The following is a 21,642-nucleotide window of genomic DNA, read 5'->3' on the forward strand; positions in this document are numbered from 1 at the left end:
ACTCGTTACCGAACACGCGATGACGGCATGTCAGCCCGCTCTCGCGTCGGTTAGTTTACTCTTGGCCCTCGAACGTCGAGGGATCCGGTTTCCGTGATAAAGGAGTCCCCATCAATGGCGCGGCCCGCCGCACCACCAACACGCCATGATCCAGATGCGCCCGGGGCGGCATCTCCGGATCCATTCTGTCCGGCCTGCCCCGCCGCGCCGCCATTGCCGCCCTTACCTGGCGAGGCGTTGTTTCCGTCGTTGCCGCCAGCACCAGCGGATTCGCTGCCGCCGGCTGCGCCGTCCCTTCCATCGTTACCGGGGGCGTCGCCACCCTTGCCGCCGGCGCCACCGTTGCGGCCCTGACCGCCGCCGCCGCCGCCGGCTGCCGTTCCGGATGTCATACCGCCGCCGCCGCCACCGCCGCCACCACCCCAAACCTGGCCCGCTCCGCTCAAGTTGATGGCATAGCGACTGTAAAGTGCCGCGCCACCAGCCTGACCATCCGTGCCGGGGATGATCGTGAACCCCCCCGTGAAGTTGAACCCGGCACCACGGCCACCATTACCGGCGCGGCCTTGTATCCGGCCATCGACACGAAGATTGATCGTGACGCCTGACGGCCAAGAACCGACTTCAAATGCGGGAGTAGAAATGGAGGAGGAGCCGACGATCACCCCGGACTGAACGATGCATTTGACCTCTTCGCCCGATTCAGGTGTGCCATAGATGTTCTGGTAGACGGTCCGCAGATTGATATTCAGCGTATCGGCGTCGATGATGATGGTGCGGTCATCAATGTCGTCCGGAACGACGAAGATCATCTCCTCGCCTTCGACCTTGAACCGATCCGACATCGGATTGATGCGCGTGATCTGGATTGGCACATCGGCAGGAGCACCGGTGTCATCCTGGATAAACCAATCGACGACGCGCGCGCCCTGCCCGAGTGCTGGCAGAGCGATGCCGTCGCGAAACACATCGAAGTTCAGACGCCGCGGCGGATTCTTGTAGCGTCCAAGAATGATCTGGCCATTGCGTGTAGCAACCGTCCTGCCGAACGGCGGCATCCATCTGGAGAAGATTTTCTTGATCGCTGGCGAGCCATAATCCGCTGCGGACTGATCATCCTTGACCGTTTCGATGGAGCGAAAGTTGTCAGCGTCATCGACAGGTCGCAACGGATTATTCTGGCCGAAATAGGTGATGACCTCTGAGACGCGCTTGTCTGGCTGCTCTTTCGACTGAATCGAATCCTTGAGCGTGTTGACCTCAGAGAACCTGGACGCATCCGTTGCGATGCTGCGCAACACCTGAAGCCTGATCTTTTGCTGACGGTCATCCCACCAGACGGCCAATGCTGCCTGCTCGATGATTTCCGAAAGCAACTTGCTGACGTCCGTTGGCTCCGGAATGACCGCAGTGAACAGCCGGTTAAAGAAATTCCCGGTCTCATCCAGCCAGTCAGCAATCGGAATATAGCCCGACGGGACATCCGCATAGTTCTGAAGAAGATCCTTGACGATGTTCGCAGGATCGACTGCGTCATATCGCAGGACCAACTGAAAACGATCCTGCGCATCATGCGCAACAGCCGTCGTCCCGAATTGTGCCCGGCCCGTGATCGTGACGCTGTTGCCGGACCGCGTGAAGGCAACGATTTCCTTTCCGCCGATCGCTCCATATCCCGAGGAAGGATATTCAGCATTACCTATACCAGCCGGCGATAGCGTGAAGGCAAGATCGCTATTGCTGATAGCCGCCGTGAGAAAGCCATTCGACACCCGCGGCGCCTGGGCGCGATCGCCGTCGGCAAGCTTCAGGACATCCTTGGCAATGATCGAAAACGTCCCGTCCGGCAGCGGCCCATCGAATGAATCGATGATGAAGTGCCGCGTTTCCATGTCTCCAAGCGCCTGCCCCACCTCACCGCGGATCAGCCGCAGATTGCGGCCACGCAGGTAGGGATGGCGGGCGCGGAACTTGCCGAAATAGGTCCCCTGCTTGAACGGGTTGTAGGGGCGCTCTGAGAGATACTTGTCCCCGGCCGGACCAGTGTCCGAGTCCGGATGATCGAGCATCCTGATTTTGAGCGAGGCACGTTGGCCAAGGTCGACGCCGAGCGAGACGATGCACGGCGTAAACTCGATATCGCTCTCCGATTTGATGCAGGGGATGCATTCAATGTCGGCCGGAAGGTAGCCCGCATTGATCGCAAACCGAATGGTAACGCCTTCATCATCGAAATTGGCTCGATCCTGACAGGACCCGATGCTGTTGAAACACTTGCGGTCGCCTGTCTCAGGGATCGATGCAACGCACGGCGCGACCCCGTATGAAAGGGCGCAACGGTCGATATCGATCTCGACATAGGTGAGCTTGCCAGCCACCTACACGACCCCTTCAATCTGCATATCGAATTCGGTCAGGCCGTGGCCGGTCGCGTTCTTTGGCTGCGCATCGTTTGTTGCCCAGCAATAGCCAATTTCGTCCGGATACATTTCCGGCCGCCAACCGAAAAAGAACGCCACCCTTCCGTAAACGGCGGCCGCCATGAACGCGTCGACATCCTCGCGATAAACATCCGGATCGATCAGCGTTTCCTTGATGCGCCCCTCATTCCATGCGCCGAGAAGGATTGAGCCAAGAAACTCGCCAGACGTGCTTCGGCCATTGACAACCGTCTGGCGGCGCCCGAATGGGATCGGCGTATGGTCCTGCCATATCTTGCTCGGCAGGACCAAAAGCTTGCCAACATGCAATACCGAAGCGCGCGGAACGGCCGCGCCGGCAGCGAGCTTGATCCGGACACTGACGAAGGACCCGGCGGTGAAGCGAAACAACAACGGGCTATCATCGCCTGGGATGACGGGTGGGATCACCTCGACATAACCGCTTCCGTCATCAACTTCGATCGAGACCGCGATTTCACCGCTACCGAAGTTGTGGCGCGCGATCCCGACATAATCGATGGGATCGGCGGAGTCCGTGGTGATGGTGATATACTGCAGGACCGCCGCAGCGGCCTGCCAGCGCAGATGCGTCGGCGGATTCGCGAGGTTCGTAACCGGATACAGCGGGTTCTCGCTGTCAGCGACGGTGTTATCGACCGTCACGATATTCCGATAGCCGACGATCGGGTGATCGGGCGTGAGATCGCTTTCGCTGAGAACCAGCGAGGATGAAATGACGATCATGCGCGGGCGCTATGCGACCTTGAGCCGATATCCGTCGGCCGACATTTCGTTGAGACCGTCGATCATCTTGCGATAGGTCTCTTTGTTGAACACCTCGCCGACGAGATTGACCGTGACCTCCATAACGCCGCCGTTGGAGCCACCGCGCGGATCCCGGCCGCCCTCGCCGGGCCGCCAGATGTCGACTTGCTCACCAGGCGTAAGATCGAGAGCCACACGCTTGCTGTCCTGACCTCCAGAGCCCGGCACCGTGAATGATCCACCAGTTTTGAAACCCGTCGTCTTTGTCGATTTGATCGAAGCTACGATGCCGGCACCGGTTGCGAGCACTTGTGCCATAGCCGCGAGGTTTGCGGGAAATGGCAATTCCAAAGCTTTGGCCGCGCCAGTGAACATCGAGATCGTCGACTGAATGACACCGGCGACTTTTGCTACCATCGCCATCGACTTGCTTTCCTTCGCGAAGGAATTTCCAATTTGCTGAAAACTGCCAGAAATCGATTGGCCAGCAGCGGCCCAATCTGCGTTGGCGTCTTCCGCCACCTTCTTATTGGCGCGAGCGTAAGTCTCTGCACTGATCGCGCCAGCTTCGAAAAGCTGCCTATTTCGATCGAGTTTCTGATTGAACGATTCCCACGGCATCAGCATTTCCTCGGTCAGATTTGCGCCCTGAAGTCGCAGCGCAGCGGCAGCAGCGGCTTCGCCAGTTGCGGCAATCTTGGCATTCAGCGCGTCTGTCAGAGTGATGTTATTCTGCTTGGCGATGAGCTCGGCCTGCTGCTGGACCTTGAGCTTTTCCATTTCCCCGGCCGCCAAGCCAACGGCAGCGGCCTCGGCATTGCGAGATGCAATCGCCTTCTGCTGGCCATCAAGGAACGATTGCAGCGCATCTTTCGAACCTGTGCCGATCGCAGGCGCGTCTTTTTTCTGCCCTTCCAAGAAGGCCATCGTCACGGCATGAGCTTCTTTAGCCTTGCCGATGTAGGCGTCGAAACCGGCAACGATTCCGGTCGTGTCCGGAGGCGACCAAAGCGCCCGGAATGAATCAACCGTCTCCACCGCCGTGGTCCTGACGGCGTCGATGCCTGTCTTGATGGTCTCCAGCGCACCGCTGAAATCTGAATTTCCGATCTTCAGGGCAGCCTCGACGGCCGTGCCAATAACGGTCGCGAATTGCTTGTAGGCATATACCGCGACGAGCACCGTCGACGCCAATGCCTTGGTTCCGATCTCCAGTCCGACCGAAGCCTGGTTCAGGAACTGCGCATCCTTGGCGACCTTCACCATCTCGGTAGAGACTTGCGCGAGCGAGGGAGCAAGATGCGCCGCGAATTGCGTGGTTACGCCGGCCCCAACCTTACCAAGTCGCGTCAGATTATCGTTGAACTCTTCAGCAGCTTTTGAGGTCTTGCTGTCAATGACGAGGCCAAGTTCTTCAGCCTCTCGCTTTGCCTCCTCGAGCGCGGCCGAGCCCCCGTTGAGCATTGGGATCATTGCCGCACCGGCGCGCCCAAAAAGCGCGACCGCTAGAGCCGTCTTGTTTGCCCCGTCGCTATACCCAGCGAACTTGTCTGCCACCTCGCTCATGATCTGACTGGACGTTTTCATCGTCCCGTCAGTATTGCGAACCGATATTCCAAGCGCCCGAAAGGCTTCTGACGCCGGCCCTTTTGCCCCGCCAGCAACCTCCGACATACTCTTGGAAAGCCGCACCATCGAGGTGCTGAGACTTTCGAGAGATATGTCCGACAGATCAGCGGCGTATTTAAGCTTCGATAATTCCTTGACTGGAACGCCAACTGATTGTGCAATTTTGCCGAGCTTGTCGGCCTCATTCAGAGAGGACTTAACGGCAGCGGCGACCCCACCAGCAACGCCAGCAAAGGCGCCAGCCATCACGAGACCGACACTCTTCATCGAGCCCGCGAAGCGCGACAGACTGCCTTGGGCGTCCTTCAAGCCCTTGTCGAGCGCGGCCGTATCCGCACCCAACACGACTCGCAATGCACCGATTACTGCGTTTCCGGCCATCTAACCGTACCGTCAGTGCTGCGTCATGCTGGACATGATTGCCCACATGTCATCAGGGGTTTGCTCGCGACGCCTCTGTCGAACGTCGCGCTGCATCAGCTTTTCCATTTTCGGAAATTTCTTCGGGGGAAACAGCGACAGGTACGCGGAATGCCACGCGAGCCAGGCCCGGTCGTTGTGCTCACGCCGAAACTGCATCGACTTGCCCTCGAAACCCAACGCGATCTGCCGCGGAGTCTTGCGCCAGAAATCGTCTTCATTGAATCCGGCGGCGATCCAATCCGTCAGGACGCCGGGCCAGTCCGTTTCTGACCCGGCTTCGGAGGGCGGCCGCCGGATCGCCCCTCCGGAAAGGCACGCTCCAGCGCCAACCCAACGAGCGCAAGCGCGCTCGTCATGCCGCCGGCCGGAACAATCAGTTCACCCGCACGCTTCACATCCAAATCGGGATGCCGGTCTTGCAGCGCTGCCCAGAAGATCAGCCGTAAAAGCGACATACTCACTTTCAGCGGATCAGACATTTCGGCGGCAAGCACGGGGAACGTGCGACCGGTTTTTTCCTCGAGCTGCACGATCGCATCGACGGTGAAGCGGATGGTGTACGTCACCCCCTCCGCCTCAAACTGAACTTCACCCTTCACAGCATTCGCCATTGGACACCCGTCAGGACGCGATCACGACAGCAGCGCTGGTTGCGGTCGCGCTACCAGCGGAATTCGTGCCGGTAACCGCAACTGTGATGGAATCGCCTGCATCGCCGGCAACAACCGTGTAGGTCTTTGAGGTGGCACCGCCGATGTTCACACCGGCGTTCTTCCACTGATAAGTGAAAGCGGTCGGCTCATTGGCCCAAACGCCAGGATACGCGGTGAGGACCGCATCAACTTCCAAGGTACCGGAGATCGCTGGCAGAACGCTGTTTGTCGGTGCAGAAGCCGCATTGGTTGTCGCCGGACCGCTGCGCTTGATAGAAAGAGTCGCGATCTGCTTTTCCTCGGTCGGCGCCTCGGTTTCGAAATCCTCGATATAACCGACCCACTGGATGTAGCGGCCATCAGGCCAGACCGACCGGAACGTCTTCTTCACCCGCTTGGCAGCTTGAATGAGCTGCACCGCGGCATTGTTCGGCTTGTACTCGATTTCGAGGGTGATGCTCTTCGTCCGAACAATGCCGGGGATGACCTCTTCCTCGACATCGGGACTTTCATTGTGGGTCGCGTCGACAATGTCGACAGAGAACCCATCGGGCGGCGTGACGTCTCGCTGACGACCGAGCGTTGTATAGACATCCGGACCGGTGCCTGTGAGCATCTTGAGCAATACGCCATAGCCAATTTCGGCTTCAGTTTGAGCCATCGCGACTCTCCTTCAGATTGTCGATTGAATGAAAGCCCGCGAAGCACCCCTGCGGGACCGGGGGAAGCGATCAACCCTGCTTGAGCTTTGCCGCCTCGCGGGCAGCCTTGCGGGCAAGCCGTGCCCGCGCTTTTTCAATCTGTTCGGCCAGCGCTTTCTTGATGCCATCAAACACGCGGCCCACGTTCGAGTCCCAGGCCGGCCGCAAATGCGGTTCAGGCGCCTGATGCGCGTTGCCAAATTCCGTCTGCACCGATTTCGGGTGAGGCGTCGGGCCGATATAGACTTCGACCATCGATTCCTTTTTGGATGCCTTTTTCTGCCGGCGAGTCAGCTTCGTCCCGACGGCATAAGATTGCGCGAGTTCACCAGTCAGCTTCGGCGCATTTGCTTCGCCGGCATCCGCAATTGGCCGCCCCTCTTCCTTCAAAGTCCGCAGCAGCACGTTTCGTGCGGTCGCCTTCGACAATTCGGAGAGCGCCCGATCAAGGTCCTTCAATCCTTCCAGCCCGAGCATTTGCCGGGATCTGGCCACTACCGCTCCTCGTAAAAGATGAAATAGTCCTGCTGCCGGCCGAACAGCTTCGCTGCGTCATCCCGCACTGTCCGCGAATTATCGAGGAATACGCCCTGCACGGTGACGGCCGCGGCACCGGCGCCCATAACGCCGCGATAGCCGTCGAGCCGCCCCTGCAAGAGAAGGCTGAGGGCGTAAGCCCCATCTTTCGTCTTCGACCAGCAGGAGAACTGGTATCGCGGCTGCGCAAGGCCGGACGGCCCCTCATTATGGTGATCGCCGATGGCGCTGATCTCGCTGTAGACCACGCTGTCGCCGGTGACGCCTTGCGGCAATTCGTCGGGATAGATCCGGCCAGCGCCAACGGCGGCGGACAAGCCGGCATCGCCAAGCAGAAAGGCGCGTAACGCGGGCCGGATGTCTTTCAGCGCCATTATACGTCCGTCCGGCGCGAACAGCGGATGCGAAGATCGACCTGACGGCCAACCTCTTCTGATCCCAGGACATCGTAGACCCGGCCGGCAGCCGGATTCTGCGTATTCGCGCCGACATCCTCAGCCGGATAAATCACGCGGTCCTTTGGTGTCAGCGGCCGATATTCATCGGGGATCGAAAGAAACCGCACCGTAAAAGTCACTTCCTGCTCGGCAACTTCCTGTGCGTTGGTAAATCGCTCGGCACCGGGCGTCGGCGCCTGGCCGGCCGGGATCTGAAAGGCGATATCCGCCCAGGCCTGAATCTCTTCTCCCGAAGGCGACTGCGTGATGGTGGCGCGCTGCACCGTCACGATCCGATCGTACCTGCGCTGCATCAGAACCGGATCCTGCGATGTGGCGCCAAAAGCGCGTCGACAGCATGAGGCACCGATTGTGCGGTGACGCCAACGACCACGGCCGTAGGATTATCGAACCAGTGCCTGACCAGCAGCGCGATGGCGTGCTTGATGTCGTCCGGCACGGTCGATGTGACATCCGGCTCCGAACCGGTGTTCGGATATCCGGCCAAGTAAGTGACCCTCACCGCCGGCCGCTCATCATGGACCTGCGGGAAAGAGTATGCATCCTTGAAGCGGACGTACGGACCGAGATCGTCATTGAGTAATTCATAGTCACCGGATGACACGGTCTGCTCGACGCCATCAGCGTCATCGTATTTCACGCTGGTGATCGAAATCACCGGAGCGAGCGGAAGACGCAGGCAGCGGTTAAGCCGGTCGAAATCTTGCCGCCAGGTCTGCTCGCAAAGACACCGTCCAAGTATCCCAGTCCATCCATCGAGATGCGCTGTTGCAGCAGCGATAAGACCAGTGATCACCGCGTCCTTGTTGGTGTACGGGATGTCCAGCCACGCCTTCGCCTCAGCAAGGGTGATCGGCTTGAGCGCTGGCGGAGTTACCAGGACGGGGCGATACATGCGTGGCCTCGGCATAATGGCGGCCCCGAGATAGGGCCGCCGGTGTCAATCAGACGAGGCTTACGCCGGTGGATTGGCGGTCGGCCAGATATCCGGATTGCCGAGGATCGCGACGCCGGCGAGGAAGATATTGCCAGAATCATTCCCGCTGGGCGTCACCGTAACCCGGACGTAACGCTTGTTGCCGACATAACCGATCTTCCGGCACTTGTTGTCATCATCGGCGGCAGTAAAGCCAGCCAACGCTTCCGTGCCATTGAGTTCGGAATCCGGCACGGCCGCGTTGTCCGAAAGGTTTGATGCGTTGCCATCTTCAACCAGCACCGAGAACGTAGCGTTCGCATCGGTGTTCGTTCCAGTAACAATCACAAGAGCCAAGGACTCGTAGCCCTTGCGATCAATGATCGCAGAGACAATTGCGGTGTTATCGGTGCGCGCCGCGACCGGAACGATCAACGGGACGCAATGAATGCTATTCATCAGGTCTTTCATGAGACTTCTCCAGCGCCATCGGGCGCATTGTGAAATGAGAGGAGGCGCGCAGCGTGGCCGCGCGCCATGGTTGCGCGCTAGCTCGTCGCGACCTTCAGAAGCTTGATGGCCTCGAAGTTCTGCACGCCGCCACCGACGCGCTTCGTGGTGTAGAAATGCACCCATGGCTTGTTCGTGTACGGATCACGCAGAACGCGGATGCCAAAACGATCGACAATCAGATAGCCACGCGCGAAGTTGCCGAAAGCGATGGGGTAATTGCCCGCACCTACAGCCTGCATGTTGTCGTCATTGTAGACCGGCTTGCCGAGCACTGTGGCCATTTCGGCCGCAGAGGTCGGAGGAGCCCAGATGTAGTTGTCGTCACCATCCTTGAACTTGCGGACAGTACCCATCACAGCGTCGGACATGAGCCAGGACGCGCCGTTGCGATAGGTCGACTTCAGAGAATAATACAGATCGATCAGCGCATCGGTTCCGTTGTTGGAAGCGTCGGAGAGTGCTGCCGCAACACCGGTCGGCACATAACCGAGCTTGCCCCACGCATAGGATCCGTTGGCGACAATGTCATAGCCAAGAATCCCGCGCGGCTTGAGCACGCCGTCACCGGCGACAAAGGCAGCCCCTTCCTGATCAGCGAAGGTCTGCGCGACCTCATTGCCGAGCCAGGCCGCGATGTCGACACGCGCATCATCGAGCAACGTCTGGGTCGCCGCCGGGTTGGCATAGATTTCCATAACGTTGAAAGCGAGTTCAGCGAGCGTCGGCGTTGACGTTTCGGGACGCGCCTGCGTCTCGCCGACCCAACCATAGCCGGCGCCACCCAAGTTCACGAGTTTCTTGTAGGTGCCCGTCGAGATCGTAATGACCGACGCGAGTTGCCGCATAACCGACGCGGTTCGCGCAAGCTCCTCGATCGTGGTTGCCTGCTCTTCAGGAACAAGAGCACCGCCGTCCGGATCGGACGTCGAACGCAGACCAGCCTTCACTTCCAGGTCAACGAGACCGTTGTCGACACCCTTGCGGAAGAACTGATTGAAGGCATCCTTGTGTGCCTTCTGCTCCGTGGTGAGGCCAGAACCGCCGCCGCCGCCGACGCGGAGAGCTGCCAGAACCGAATTCACCTCGTCGAGAGATGTCTGAAGTTTGGTGATCTCGGCATTGATGCGGTCAACCTTTTCGGTCTGCACCACATCGCCCAGCCCCTTCTTCAGGTCAGCGATTTCCTTGTCACGCTCCGCCTTGAAGGCCTCAAAGGTACTTTTGAGCTCGTTGAGGATCTTGGTGGCATCGGAGGCGTCTGCGCGCGCGCCGAAACCAACGAGACCACGGGCGCGGGTAGACGAAGGCGCGGCCAATGCCGCCGCTCCGGGCACGAGGCCCGTCGGGATGATATTCTGCATGACTGAATCCTATGATTTGATGAGGTTGATCAGCTCCCGGGCGGAAGCTGCAAAAGCGCCTGCATCACGCGCGGCGGTGGACTGGCCTGCATCACGCGCGGCCGAATTGGTGATCTGCGCAAGCATTTCACTGCGCATGGAACGGGGATAGCCGGCCTTGGCGAGCGCGGCTTCGGTCTGCCGGCGAGCCATCAGGCGCTGGTCAAGGTTCTTGGCATCGCCTTCGGACGCCGTGAGCCCCTCATTGACAGAGTCGGCGAAACCCTTCTCGACAGCTTCGGACGGCCCCATGAAGGTCTCGGCATCCATCAGTTTTTGGATTGCCTTGCGATCCAGACCGGTGCGGGCTTGGTAGATATCGGCGATAGCGCTATCGAAGCCTTCGAACAGGGTGGATGCCTCTGCCATGTCGTGGCGGTTTCCAACGACCATGCCCCAAGCATTGTGCACCATCATGAAGGTGCCGAGGCCCATGCGGATATCGTCGCCAGCCATCGCGATAATGGATGCAGCGGATGCAGCCCATCCCATAACATCAATGGTTACCTTGGCTGGATGCTCGCGCAGCAGATTGTAGATCGCGATGCCTTCGAACATATCGCCGCCAGGCGAATTAACCTTCACTGTGACATCGTGCTTGCCGATCGAACGCAGCGCTGCAGACATGCGCTTCGCTGTGAAACCCCCGCCGGTCCAGAAATCTTCGCCGATCACGTCATAGATCGAGATCGTGTTGGCATCGTCCGACTCTGCAGCCAACGGCTTTTCCGACCACTTCGCGAGAACATCGGAAGGCGAATCCCACTGAAAGTTCTGCGGGCGCGCGAACGTCTTTGCCTCAGGCAGTTTTCGGATCGTCATTGCCCGCTTCCCCTGTCTCGCTGTCCGGATTGCTGCCACCAGCAGTGTTCGGCGGCGGGTAATAGATGTCCCCGCCTTTGCGCGGGTTCTGATCTTCCAGAGCACGCACTTCATTCGGCGAGTACACGCCCCACTGAAGCCCCTTCACATAGGCATCCCAGCGAGCTTTGATGTCGCCCTTGACGAGAGCGGCACGGTTGTACTTGGCGTAGATAGCCGGGTCGGAGTTGAGATCGATGGTGATCCCCTCCTCGAACATCGTCAGATAGTCTTCCAGCGTGAAGGTGACAAACCCGTTGGCCTTCTGCTCAAGCCCAGTGCCCCAGTTTGAGTCAGAGCCGGAATTATCACCGATCATCGACGGCGGCACGCCGAAGAACATCGCTATGTCTCGTACCGACAGCTTGCGGCTTTCGACCCACTGCGTGTCCTGCGCAGTCATCTTAAGCTGGCTTTGCGTCATCCCCTCTTCGAGAAGAAGGAATTTCCCTTCGCTCTCACCGCCAGCTCGGTACTCGTCGAGCGATGCTTTGATGTTCTTGCGTGACTCCTCGCCGAGCTTCTGTGGATGAGTCAGCACTCCACTGGCGCGCATCCCGTTCTTGAATTGACTTGCGCCGTAGTTCTCTTGGGCAAGCGCCAGGCCGATCGTCTCGCGCGCATATGTAATCGGAGTCACGCCAGAATACCCGTTCAGCGTCAGGCCGTAGAGATGGAAGATCTCATCTTGGGTGAAAAACGATTTTCCGCCATTCTTGCGCGTGTATTCGAAGCTCAGCGACAGATCGTCTTTTTGCTTGATCTCGACCCGATCGGGATGCAACGGAATCAGCTCCTTCAGCGCACCGCGAGAAACGACCTTCAGACACACCGCATTGCCTCGTAGCAGCACATGCGCCATCAGCATTCGCTTGAACTGATGTGGCTTCTGCCACCGGTTCGGACGTCGATTCCAGAGCTTCCAGAGGTCAGTGTCGGATGCATCCTCCCGTGTTCGCGCATCGAGCCGCCGCTTGATGCTCAACGGAAGCGTAGCCGGTGGACCCGACAGAATTCGTACACAGGCATAAACCGGACCCTCCCGCATCGCGGTCTCAGCGGTAACAACCGGACCAGCTTTTGTCGTCTGCCCGTCTTTCAGAAACTGCTCAAGCTCTGCAGATGTCGTGATCAGCACTCCGCCGCCGGAATCCTGAACCGCATTGCGCGGCACATCTGCAGACTTCTGAGACCAAGGCCAGCGCAGTGCCATTGCACCCCCTTACAGGACCAGCGCGCCGCGGGTCTCGTAGACTGATCTTTCTTCGACCGGAGATGCGATCGCGATACCGATCGCATTGACGAGACCCGCTATCAGGTCGATCCGACCGCTTGACTTCGCCTTTGTCGGCTTAATGTTTTCGACATCGTCGGTGACGACGGCGACAGCTTGCGCGTGCCGACGGAATACAGGATGGCCACCATGATGAAATCCGTTTCCCATCACGAGTCGCTCAAGTTCTTTCGACGGAGCCGAAAGCGAAATGAATCCCTGACCGAAGAGGACGACTGGAATGCCTTCCGCCTCAAGTCGCACTGCAGTGCCGGTCGCGTTAAAACGGTCAATCGCTAAACCGCCTTCATGCGCCTCACGCTTGGCCTGCCCGTAGTACGCAACCCGAAACTTCGTTGCGTCATTCAAAACCTGCCGTTCAATGAAACTGTAATCGACAACATTGCCGGGTGTGGTGAACAGCGCCCCTTCTTTCACCCAACGCTCGTAAGGCTGGCGGTCACGCTTCGCGTGCTCTTTGACCAGATCTGCCGGCTTGAACGCGCGCGCGAGAGCAACGGGAACTTCAAGCCCATCCTGAATCGGAAACCACCAGATCAGAGCCGACAAATCCTGCGTTGATGACAGATCCAGGCCGCCGAAACATCGCTTACCGATCAGACGTTGTTCGAATTGGGACTCAAACGGTTGCTTTCCCTTATCGCACCACGGGATCGGACCGATACAATGATCCCAACCGAAGCGCCGCCCCTCATCATCGACCGAGTCCATCGGCAGCCAACGAACCGCCTGATCGGTCCAGATGTTCAGCCGGTAGCGCTTGAAATCGTTTTCAAGCCGCGGAAGCTGCCTTGCCCGTTTGAAGTCGGCCATGAAAGGCTCGACCTTGACGGACTTGCCGAAGTTCGGATTGGCCTTGCGCCAAGTCTCTTCCTTCGTCCAGTCGTCATCCTCGCCAGGGGCGTAGATCACGACCATCGTCTCAGCATCTTCGATGTCACCGGCGAGGATCGCCTGACATTCCCGGTAAACCTCTTCGCCGTGCGTCCCCTTCTGGCCGGCGGTCGATATCAGAAACTCCAGTGGCTGCCGGCGTGCGGCGGCCGAATCATGGACGAATGTGTAGAGATCACCGTTCGGCCATTCGTGGATCTCGTCACCGACAAGACCCGACATGTTCAAACCGTGCTTGCCCTTCGGCTTGCCGGACAGAAACCGGAACGATGCATTCAGTTCCGGGCAGTAGATAACTTTGCCAAGGCATTCGAGCTTCTGCGCAAGCACAGGCGTTCGCACCGCCATATTGCTCGCCTTGGTGAAGACGATCTTCGCTTGCGCCTCTTCCGAGGCGATTGAGAAGACCTGCCCACCCATCTCGGCATCGCCGACCAGGATCAGCAGCGCGATGCCGGCGGCTAATTCCGTCTTGCCATTCTTGCGCGCGATCCAGACGAAACACCGGCGAAAGCGGCGCGTGCCGTCCTTCCGCTTCCAGCCGAACAGCGGCCGGACGATGTCGTGCTCTTCCCAGTTCTCAAGATAGAAAGGGCGGCCGGCCCACTCACCTTCGGTGAAGACTAGATGGTTTGGGAAGAACGACGCCGCCTTGTCCGCCGTGCGCTCGTCGTACCAGAACTCACCGTCACGCCAGAACTCGCCGTCCCAATGTGCGTTCGGAAACGCCTTCAGCGCGGCCGGCCGCGGCGGCTCCTCAACCTTCCGTTTCGCTGACATGCAGCATCAGTTCAGGAGGCCGATCGGCCCTTCGATCGGTTCGGCAGCCTCAGCTGCTGGTGTCGCCGGATCGTCGGAGCGGCGCTCCGGATCCTTTGCCTGACCAGCATTGAACAGATCGCCAGTTGCGCCAGTAGTGGCGCGCGCCGCCATGATCCGCTGGCGCTCGGCCGGGTTCAACCCGAACCGATCTTCGAACGCGAGCATCATGCGGTCGAGGCGATCGGCCATCGTGAAAGCTGGATCGGCCCGACGAACCTTGCCGCTCGCGGTTTCGATCTCATAGATGTCGCCTTCCTTGTCGAGCCGCTTCTGCAATGACAGCCAGCGTGCATAGTGCTTGCAATAGCGAGCGAAGGCCGGAACGTCGGCTTCGGTCAGCAGCTTCATGCTCCGCAGCAGCGGCGCCATGCGCTGGAAAATCTTCAGCCCCTCATCCTTCAGCCACTTCGGCGCATCGCCTGAAGCCACCGGCGCGCCAGGCAGTGTCGCAGCGACCGTCTTGCGCTGCCGACTGCGAACCGGAGCCTTCTGCTCCTTCACCGCGCCAGGCTCTGGCTTTGGCCCACGTCGACCCATAAGAAAAAAAATCCTCCGGAAACTCGCGAAAAAGTTTTTGTTGTGGGGCCGCCGGTCCCGGCTTGAGACCCCACAGACTTTTAGACCCCCCCGGGGTCCATGATCGAAGGCTCAACTCGATTGCCTTTTTACTGTTGAGCCACAGGTCATTGACCGAGGCCTTGCCATGCCCAAAGAGGGCTTCGAGCTGCTGCTTCACCACGTCATGGTGCCATCGGCACGACGGCTGCCACATGTCCCTATTCCAGAACTTGGTCATGTCACCCCTATGGGGCTCAACGTGGTCGACCACCTCAGTCGCAGTCACGCGACCGATCGCCCGACATCCCAAGCACAATGGATGGGAGCGTTTGAAGGACAGCGCCTCGGCATCCCATTGCCTGTCATAGCCACGGTCACGAGCAGAGCCACGCCTTGCATCGTATTCGGCATTGGCCTGCTTCCTTGTCCGCAGTCCTCTTGGCCTGAATGTCGGTGGACGAACTGGCATCTGACTCTAGAAACGAAAAAGGGCCGCTCGATGAGGAGCGGCCCAAGCCTAGGGAGGAAACGCCCAAGGAGGGCGGCGGGAATGTCCGAATAACATTGCCGCGCTAACCTATGATCAGAACGCAAAAGCCCGGCGCTGGCCGGGCTTTCGGGAGTCCGATGATGGTGCCGGGGTTAGCCGGGCGGGATCATGGTGCAACTCCATGCGTCATCAGGTTCATGCCTACACTAGGCTCGCACCTTATAAGCAAAAGCCCCGCACGACGGCGGGGCTCTGTTTAAGGCGTGCGCTGCACTCCGCGTGACCCATGGGTGGCTGCGGGGTGGCTGATAGGGTGGCTAGTGTTTGGCGACTTGCCAGACTTCCAACTCAGCAGGGGTGGCACGTCCGAAGATGCTAATCGCTACGCTGATTCTGTCTTCCGGGTCTAGGTCCTCGATCGCCACGTCAAGGCCTCTTTCCACAACTGCGGGGAAGGAAGCAAAGGGTCCGCTGGTCACAGTGACCATATCGCCGACGTTAAAGACGACCCTTGTAGCCACCGTGCCGGGCACAAGGCCGTTATTCTCCCTCCCCTTGATGCTGGAGATCAGCGTGTCAGGCACCCAGACTGGAAGATCACCATGACAGACCATGCCACCGACGCCTGCATGCCGGAATAGGTCGCGCCATCCACCGCGCTCCATATCGAAGTGGACAAAGATATATTTCGGGAACATCGGCGAAGGCTGCGGCCTCTTGATTTCGACGTTGGACCGACGCTGCGACGCTGAAAGTTGGCGCCTTGGCACTTTCCGCATTTCCAGCACCTGCGGATAGTAGAACTCGATATGCAGATCGTGAAGCCGCTCCTGCACCTGAAGGTCCGACTTCCCCACAGCGCGAACGATATGCCATGCCTTATTTCCGGCATCGCCAGACCCATACCGAACACCGCGGCGAGCATCTTCCCTTGCCGCCTCTTCCAGAGCCGCCTTCGCAATTTCTTCCCAGGTCGGCTTCGTCGACATCAGCATCGTTCCCTCTCGGCTTGTTTAGGCAGCGGTATCGTTGGCATCAGACCCGAACGTTCCATCCTTGCGAGGGGGCCACCTTGAAGGCACCCGCAAACCAGACGTGCGCTTTTGCGCCCTCATCGTGTGGCCAGGCCTGATCTCGATTTCAGTGAAGCCATCGAGCATGACGACCTGTGCTTCGGTGCGGGCGCCAGTCCACTCTGAGATCCGTCGAGCCCATGCGTAGAATTCATCCGTCTTGTCTTCGACGACATGCCAATCGGCATCGGGAACATGGGCAAATTCGGCAAGCGCGAGAAGATCTGCTGGCACTTTTGCGTGCCGCCAATAGCCGCGCCTTTGCTGACGCTCATCGTAGCGAACCATCGGCGGCTGCTTGCCTCCAATCCGACAAAGCGACGACACCGCAGCGTACTCGCGACTATCCTCCGGCACGAACACCAATGCGACTGGGTCTGTCGGAGCAAGCTTGATCCAGCCCGGCCAAGCATCCCTTTCGCGAATGAATGTTTGCGCCGACGGCTTTCCAGAAGGCCGACGCTCACGAGACCGATGCGCGATCAGTCCGCGAGCAGCCTGTGTGACGAGCTTGCGATCTTCGCGCTTGAGCGCATCGAATTCCTTGGCTGCGATCGATGGTCGCGCAATCGGAACCTTGTCCGCCTCGAAGGCAGATTTGAAATCTTGCCAGCCTTCGATTTCCTTTTCAGCGTCAGCCACGGCTTGCCCCCCATGGGGGGCATGGGGGGAATCTTCAGGTTCAGAAAGAGGTTCTATAGGCTCCCGCACCAGTGCGGTAGCGTCGACCGCAGGTTGCGGTAGCGTGAGCGTTTCAGCGCTCCCGCAGGCTGCGGTGGCGTTGATTTCAGAATCCCTTTGCGGCACCGCGTTTTCATCACCCGCAGCGCTACCGCAATTTGCGGCAGCGTCGCCTTCATCCATGATGTCGCAACCGCGCGGTATGAATTGCTCGATAACCTCGAGGGGCGCATCGAAATACGGCGAGGGCTTCAGGATCAGGAAGTCGTGCGTGCGTCGGCCGTGACGCTTCAGCTTGACCCGCCGCACCATTCCGCCGTTGACGAATTCCTGTATGCGCCGGCCGACGCTGTCCACCGACTGCTCGCTTTCATCAGCGAGCGTCTGGTGCTTGGCCCAGCAGAACCAATTGTCATTGGCATGGTTGGCAATCGCATAGATCGCGGAACGGTGCGAGCAACCGCCCCACGTCTGATCTGACGCCCAAGCCATAGCTTGGAAGCTCATCGGTCACGTCTCATCGTAATTAGAGTTTCGGATTAACGCGTTGACGCAACCAACTTACTGAACACCAAAATTACGCTTCGTCCTGCGCTTCATTCAGGGCATCGACCACACGACTGACCCGCGCATTATCCACACTGGCTCGAACAAACGGGTCGCCCTTGAGGCGTGCCAACACGGCATCAAGCTCGTCGGCAAGCTCACCCATGAAATCAGCATCATCAGGCACCTGGTGCCGGCCACGCTCGTCTGCCCGGTCCGCAATCAGCATCAGGATGACGCGCGACTCCATGTCGATGCGCGGATCCTTTTTACGAGCCGCTTGTCGTAACGCTTTCTCACTCATGAGGAATGCTCACTTCGGCTTGAATTTCATGGGGAAGCTCAGGCATTGCATCACGCAACCGAACGGGTCGCGCCAAATTTCTCGACCGGTGAACCGGAGGATTGGAATGCCAGCCTGCTGGATTGCTCTATCCTTCGAGCGATCCCGCTCAGCTTGAGCCGGCGTACGCTCGTGGAAATTGTGACCGTCGCACTCGACAAAAAATTGCAATTCACCGCGCGCAAACCACGCGAAGTCGATTCGATACCCCTGCCATGGGTACTGCGGAGCTAACTCTATCCCAGCCTTTCCAGGTGATTGCTCTGGCGCTAAAACAGCCAGCCTTACTTGCTCACCGCTGATGAAGCGGCCCCATGCATCGGCAAAGACAAAGGACGCCAGAAAAAGCGTTTCGATCGGACTCTCGCAAAGAGACGATAGCCGCTCTACCCCGTCCCTGACAGTCATCCTGATTTCTTCATCGATCGCCTGCTTGAGACGATCAACAGCATCATCAACTGAACTCATGAACACTCTTCCTTTTCTCTGGACCGTAGTGACGACAGAAGATCGGACCACATGTCGCGAGCGTGGATTGTGCTCACGAGGCGGAACAGAAACTCGCTTCGGGTGACGCCAAGTGACTTGGCGCGAGAGTGCACCGCGGCGGCAATCTCTGGCGATGTTGAGAAGGTGAGTTGATCGTACCGAGCGCGGCGAGGTCCGGATCGCGCAGCCGTTTCTTCCTTGATGCTGGCCGGCCGAAGCTTTTGCGTGGGCGCTGCAGTGGCGCGCGTCGCAAGCGGTCGAACCGGTGGAGGCGGCGCGACGACAATGTCCGACGGAATCCACGAGAACTCGATCTCGTGGCGCCTGCAGACGCGTTTCAGAAACTCTTGGTCCCAGCCAAGCTTTTTGAGCACCTCTGCGGTTGAGGCCCCTTGCCCCACCATTGCGCGGATGTCGCGCACCGTTTCGCGTGTGTAAGGCGCTGCTGTCATGCTGGTACGCGCTCCAGATCGGCTGGCGCGGGCACGTCGAAGAAACCGACCTGACCGCGGCATGGGATGAATGGAAGGGATTGGACGCCCTGCAGGACGAAGCCATGCGGGCCGAAGAACCAGGGCGAGGCCGACGCCTGGACGCAGTCACGAACGACCGCAGAGCCGACAATTCCGCCGCGCTCGAACTCGGTGGCGCGCGGCACGACCACTCTTTTCTCTGCCGCCATACGCAAAACGAAGTCGTATCCGTCGACGTCGAAGTTCTTGCTGGCATGAATCAGGAAGCGCCCTCGGAAGGCCGTCACCCAACTACGGTTTTCGATGTCTTTACCGAGACTTAGGATTGCCCATGCCCACGGCTGTTTAAGAGAAAGCGCCTTCATGACGCCTCCCCGTGTTGATCCGCTATCTGCGGACGACGTCGATCGAGGCATGCCGGGATTTCCAGATCATCGTATGAGCCCGCGCCTGTAACACCGGGCTCGGTGGCGCCAGGCGCGGGCTCCACGACGGGTTCCGGGCCGTCGTGTTCGATGATTTCGCCGGTCTCCGGGTCGAAAGACTCATCGCAGATAGACGCGAATTGCTCGCGCGAAATTTCATTGCCCCATGTCACCCAACCCTCGCGCGGCCGGCGCGCATAGATTTCGAGATAGGGGCCGTCGACCAAACGCATGATCCGTTCGTGGATCTCGTCGGGCTTGCGACTGTGCTCCATCACGGGATGAACAATAAGTTGGCGCACATCAGCATGAATGCGCTGCGGATGCCCGCGCGTGGCAAGCCAGCAATCCTCAGGGTTCGATCGGGTCCAGTAGCCCTGCCCCATATGCCAGCCTTGACCGGACTCGTTTTCCTTCGCCCAGGTGAAGGCCGTCGTCTTATGTTCGAAGCCCCAATGCTCGATCAGTTCGAATGCCCATTTCGGGCACCAATCGACCATCCACATGAACATTGCGCAGTCAGCATCGGCCAGTTCCGCAAGCGGCAACGCCTTGATCGGATCGAGCCCGGTCGTGGTGTAATGCTCGCCGGCCGAACGTCCTTCGCCTTTTTCGCTGCGCGCCACAAACTTCCATGGCGGATCAATCAGGATGGCCTTGAACTTGCGGCCGGCAGCGATGAGCGCGTGCAGGTCTTCAACATCGCAGCCATGGTGCACGCGCGCGGCATGATCCGCCTTCGCTTTCTCTTTCTTGTCCCTGCCAACCAAATCAAGAGAGACACGAACACGACTGGCGCTCATGTCGTGACGCATACGGGCAATCATGGCCTCGAACGCTCGATCGGCTATGCCGCCGACTTTTTGCGCGCGGCTTGAGAGCTTTTTGTCGACACCAAGGTCAGCCAGCTTCACAACGGAAACCGGTTCCTCATCGGTACCGGTTTTTCGAGGTCGGCCGCCGCGGTGAAGGTCGAGTTCCCTGATCAGGATTCCCATGCGGCGTTCGGCGCGCACGCGAATTTCGGCGGCATCGACCTCGAGCTGCACGTCATCCGCCATGCGCGCGTAGATGCGCACCGCCTCAGCTTTGTCATGGATGCCCTTAACCTCGTCGATCGTCCGGCATTCAGCTAGGGCCGCCTTTGCAGTCTCGTATCGGATGAGTGCTGTCATGCGTCACGCTCGGCATGGCATGATGACGGAGACGAAATCGGCATCATCCGGGCTTGTGATCCGCGCAGGGTCGCCGGGGCCGTCGAAATGCAGCCGCGCTATCTTGCCGCCTGATGCCTCGATCAGCCTGCGCACGTAACCGGATTGGAACGCAATCTCTCCGGCATCACGGCCCGTGCAATCGCAAGCGATTTCCTCATTGCCTTCACCAAATTCGGTGCGGCGGCTGATGAGGATTCGGTCCGAATCCCTTTCCCAAGAGATCCGGATTGTGGCGGCTCGCTCAGCTTCGCCAGCGGCCGCAAGACGCGTGATGGCCTCATCAATGTCCGAAACCTCAACTGTGAACGGCACCGGTGCTGACTGCGGAATGACGGGCAGATAGTCCGGGAACGTCGCATCCACAATTTTGCTGACAAAGCGTCTCTTGCCGGATTCTGCCTCAATGAGGGTCGAAGACACGCGGAGCGTCACGTCGCCATCGCCGGCTAACCGGACAATCTCGGAGCAGGCCTCATCAGGAATAATAATGCCATCGAAACGCGGGATATCGACTTCGACGCTGGTGCGTATTAGCGTATGGCCATCCGTCGCGCAGGCCAGGATGCGGCCCTTTTCGTGATGGAGGAATAGCCCGCAAATATGCGGGCGGGATTGCTCCTGAGAAATTGCCGGTGCGGGTATCTTAAGCAGGCGCTGTAATTGCTTCCCGGTGAGCGTGATTTCCTGCGCATCTCTCAATTCGAAAGCGGGCGGGAAGTCAGCAGCGGGAAGGCCTGCGAAGGTATAGATGGAGCGGCCGGCGCGCACCTTCGCGCTCTTGTCGTCGGCTTCGATTTTGATCTGACCACCCGTAGGCAGACCCGATACAAGTTTGTTAAGACGGTCGCCGGGAATCGTGAACGCGCCGGGCTCGCTGACCTCGCACGGCATCTCGACAATGCTGCAGGCCTGCAGATCGTTGCCTGTCAGGCGAAGCTTCTGCCCTTCTGCGTTGAGAAGTATGTGAGCAAGGATCGGAACGCTCTTGCCGTGCTTGGTTCGGCCGATGACGGCCGCCAAAGATTCCTTCAGCGCATCAC

Annotated in this window: 24 protein-coding genes; all 24 read right to left on the reverse strand. The window is 59.2% G+C overall.

All coding sequences use genetic code 11. The features are described 5' to 3' along the window. Positions 1 to 50: 50 nt before the first annotated feature. On the reverse strand, positions 51 to 2,378 hold the full coding sequence (locus tag CAK95_RS29660) for a hypothetical protein (RefSeq protein WP_086090275.1): 2,328 nt from the start codon (positions 2,376 to 2,378) through the stop codon (positions 51 to 53). Further along, positions 2,379 to 3,185 (reverse strand): hypothetical protein, encoded by an 807-nt coding sequence (locus tag CAK95_RS24410; RefSeq protein WP_086090276.1) that lies wholly within the window; start codon positions 3,183 to 3,185, stop codon positions 2,379 to 2,381. A gap of 9 nt (positions 3,186 to 3,194) precedes the next feature. After that, a complete protein-coding gene (locus tag CAK95_RS24415; RefSeq protein WP_147413524.1) occupies positions 3,195 to 5,216 on the reverse strand; it encodes a phage tail tape measure protein in 2,022 nt (673 codons plus the stop codon). Between the two features lie 12 nt (positions 5,217 to 5,228). Continuing rightward, positions 5,229 to 5,435 carry a hypothetical protein gene (locus tag CAK95_RS24420; RefSeq protein WP_086090278.1) on the reverse strand — a complete coding sequence of 69 codons (207 nt, stop codon included), beginning with the start codon at positions 5,433 to 5,435 and terminating at the stop codon, positions 5,229 to 5,231. A 65-nt stretch (positions 5,436 to 5,500) separates the two neighbouring features. Next, positions 5,501 to 5,869 carry a hypothetical protein gene (locus CAK95_RS24425; RefSeq protein WP_086090279.1) on the reverse strand — a complete coding sequence of 123 codons (369 nt, stop codon included), beginning with the start codon at positions 5,867 to 5,869 and terminating at the stop codon, positions 5,501 to 5,503. 10 nt (positions 5,870 to 5,879) lie between these two features. Further along, entirely contained in the window at positions 5,880 to 6,572 is a 693-nt protein-coding gene (locus tag CAK95_RS24430; protein ID WP_086090280.1) for a phage tail tube protein, read from the reverse strand. A gap of 70 nt (positions 6,573 to 6,642) precedes the next feature. Continuing rightward, positions 6,643 to 7,107: an HK97-gp10 family putative phage morphogenesis protein gene (locus tag CAK95_RS24435; RefSeq protein WP_245303510.1), complete on the reverse strand. Its 465-nt coding sequence runs from the start codon at positions 7,105 to 7,107 to the stop codon at positions 6,643 to 6,645. Then, the gene (gene gp17, locus CAK95_RS24440) at positions 7,107 to 7,523 is read right to left on the reverse strand and encodes a tail completion protein gp17 (RefSeq protein ID WP_086090282.1); all 417 of its coding nucleotides are present in this window, start codon (positions 7,521 to 7,523) and stop codon (positions 7,107 to 7,109) included. The genes CAK95_RS24435 and gp17 overlap by 1 nt, the downstream gene beginning before the upstream one ends. Continuing rightward, positions 7,523 to 7,900 (reverse strand): head-tail adaptor protein, encoded by a 378-nt coding sequence (locus tag CAK95_RS24445; protein WP_086090283.1) that lies wholly within the window; start codon positions 7,898 to 7,900, stop codon positions 7,523 to 7,525. Before CAK95_RS24445 ends, gp17 begins: the two co-directional genes overlap by 1 nt. Next, the gene (locus tag CAK95_RS24450; protein WP_157699729.1) at positions 7,900 to 8,502 is read right to left on the reverse strand and encodes a head-tail connector protein; all 603 of its coding nucleotides are present in this window, start codon (positions 8,500 to 8,502) and stop codon (positions 7,900 to 7,902) included. The genes CAK95_RS24445 and CAK95_RS24450 overlap by 1 nt, the downstream gene beginning before the upstream one ends. A gap of 60 nt (positions 8,503 to 8,562) precedes the next feature. Beyond that, positions 8,563 to 8,994: a hypothetical protein gene (locus CAK95_RS24455; RefSeq protein ID WP_086090285.1), complete on the reverse strand. Its 432-nt coding sequence runs from the start codon at positions 8,992 to 8,994 to the stop codon at positions 8,563 to 8,565. A gap of 77 nt (positions 8,995 to 9,071) precedes the next feature. Beyond that, positions 9,072 to 10,397 (reverse strand): phage major capsid protein, encoded by a 1,326-nt coding sequence (locus CAK95_RS24460; RefSeq protein ID WP_086090286.1) that lies wholly within the window; start codon positions 10,395 to 10,397, stop codon positions 9,072 to 9,074. 9 nt (positions 10,398 to 10,406) lie between these two features. After that, positions 10,407 to 11,258, reverse strand: coding sequence for a head maturation protease, ClpP-related (locus CAK95_RS24465; RefSeq protein WP_086090287.1), 852 nt, complete (start codon positions 11,256 to 11,258; stop codon positions 10,407 to 10,409). Beyond that, positions 11,236 to 12,510, reverse strand: coding sequence for a phage portal protein (locus tag CAK95_RS24470; protein WP_086090288.1), 1,275 nt, complete (start codon positions 12,508 to 12,510; stop codon positions 11,236 to 11,238). The genes CAK95_RS24465 and CAK95_RS24470 overlap by 23 nt, the downstream gene beginning before the upstream one ends. Before the next feature lie 9 nt (positions 12,511 to 12,519). Further along, positions 12,520 to 14,265 carry a terminase large subunit gene (locus CAK95_RS24475; protein WP_086090289.1) on the reverse strand — a complete coding sequence of 582 codons (1,746 nt, stop codon included), beginning with the start codon at positions 14,263 to 14,265 and terminating at the stop codon, positions 12,520 to 12,522. A gap of 6 nt (positions 14,266 to 14,271) precedes the next feature. Next, positions 14,272 to 14,844 carry a phage terminase small subunit P27 family gene (locus CAK95_RS24480; protein ID WP_086090290.1) on the reverse strand — a complete coding sequence of 191 codons (573 nt, stop codon included), beginning with the start codon at positions 14,842 to 14,844 and terminating at the stop codon, positions 14,272 to 14,274. A gap of 828 nt (positions 14,845 to 15,672) precedes the next feature. Further along, entirely contained in the window at positions 15,673 to 16,350 is a 678-nt protein-coding gene (gene nusG / locus CAK95_RS24490) for a transcription termination/antitermination protein NusG (protein ID WP_086090291.1), read from the reverse strand. An 18-nt stretch (positions 16,351 to 16,368) separates the two neighbouring features. Then, positions 16,369 to 17,292, reverse strand: coding sequence for a hypothetical protein (locus CAK95_RS24495; protein WP_147413528.1), 924 nt, complete (start codon positions 17,290 to 17,292; stop codon positions 16,369 to 16,371). 394 nt (positions 17,293 to 17,686) lie between these two features. After that, positions 17,687 to 17,959 (reverse strand): hypothetical protein, encoded by a 273-nt coding sequence (locus CAK95_RS24500; protein ID WP_086090293.1) that lies wholly within the window; start codon positions 17,957 to 17,959, stop codon positions 17,687 to 17,689. 9 nt (positions 17,960 to 17,968) lie between these two features. Continuing rightward, positions 17,969 to 18,466 carry an endonuclease domain-containing protein gene (locus CAK95_RS24505; protein ID WP_086090294.1) on the reverse strand — a complete coding sequence of 166 codons (498 nt, stop codon included), beginning with the start codon at positions 18,464 to 18,466 and terminating at the stop codon, positions 17,969 to 17,971. Then, a complete protein-coding gene (locus tag CAK95_RS24510) occupies positions 18,463 to 18,939 on the reverse strand; it encodes a hypothetical protein (protein WP_086090295.1) in 477 nt (158 codons plus the stop codon). The genes CAK95_RS24505 and CAK95_RS24510 overlap by 4 nt, the downstream gene beginning before the upstream one ends. Beyond that, positions 18,936 to 19,325: an ASCH domain-containing protein gene (locus CAK95_RS24515; protein ID WP_086090296.1), complete on the reverse strand. Its 390-nt coding sequence runs from the start codon at positions 19,323 to 19,325 to the stop codon at positions 18,936 to 18,938. The genes CAK95_RS24510 and CAK95_RS24515 overlap by 4 nt, the downstream gene beginning before the upstream one ends. Continuing rightward, positions 19,322 to 20,401, reverse strand: a complete 1,080-nt coding sequence (locus CAK95_RS24520; RefSeq protein ID WP_245303511.1) for an MT-A70 family methyltransferase — start codon at positions 20,399 to 20,401, stop codon at positions 19,322 to 19,324. Before CAK95_RS24520 ends, CAK95_RS24515 begins: the two co-directional genes overlap by 4 nt. Positions 20,402 to 20,563: 162 nt before the next feature. Beyond that, a complete protein-coding gene (dnaN, locus tag CAK95_RS24525) occupies positions 20,564 to 21,622 on the reverse strand; it encodes a DNA polymerase III subunit beta (protein ID WP_157699730.1) in 1,059 nt (352 codons plus the stop codon). Positions 21,623 to 21,642 lie beyond the last annotated feature (20 nt).

It is taken from the genome of Pseudorhodoplanes sinuspersici (genome assembly GCF_002119765.1).
In the GTDB taxonomy this organism is placed as follows: domain Bacteria; phylum Pseudomonadota; class Alphaproteobacteria; order Rhizobiales; family Xanthobacteraceae; genus Pseudorhodoplanes; species Pseudorhodoplanes sinuspersici.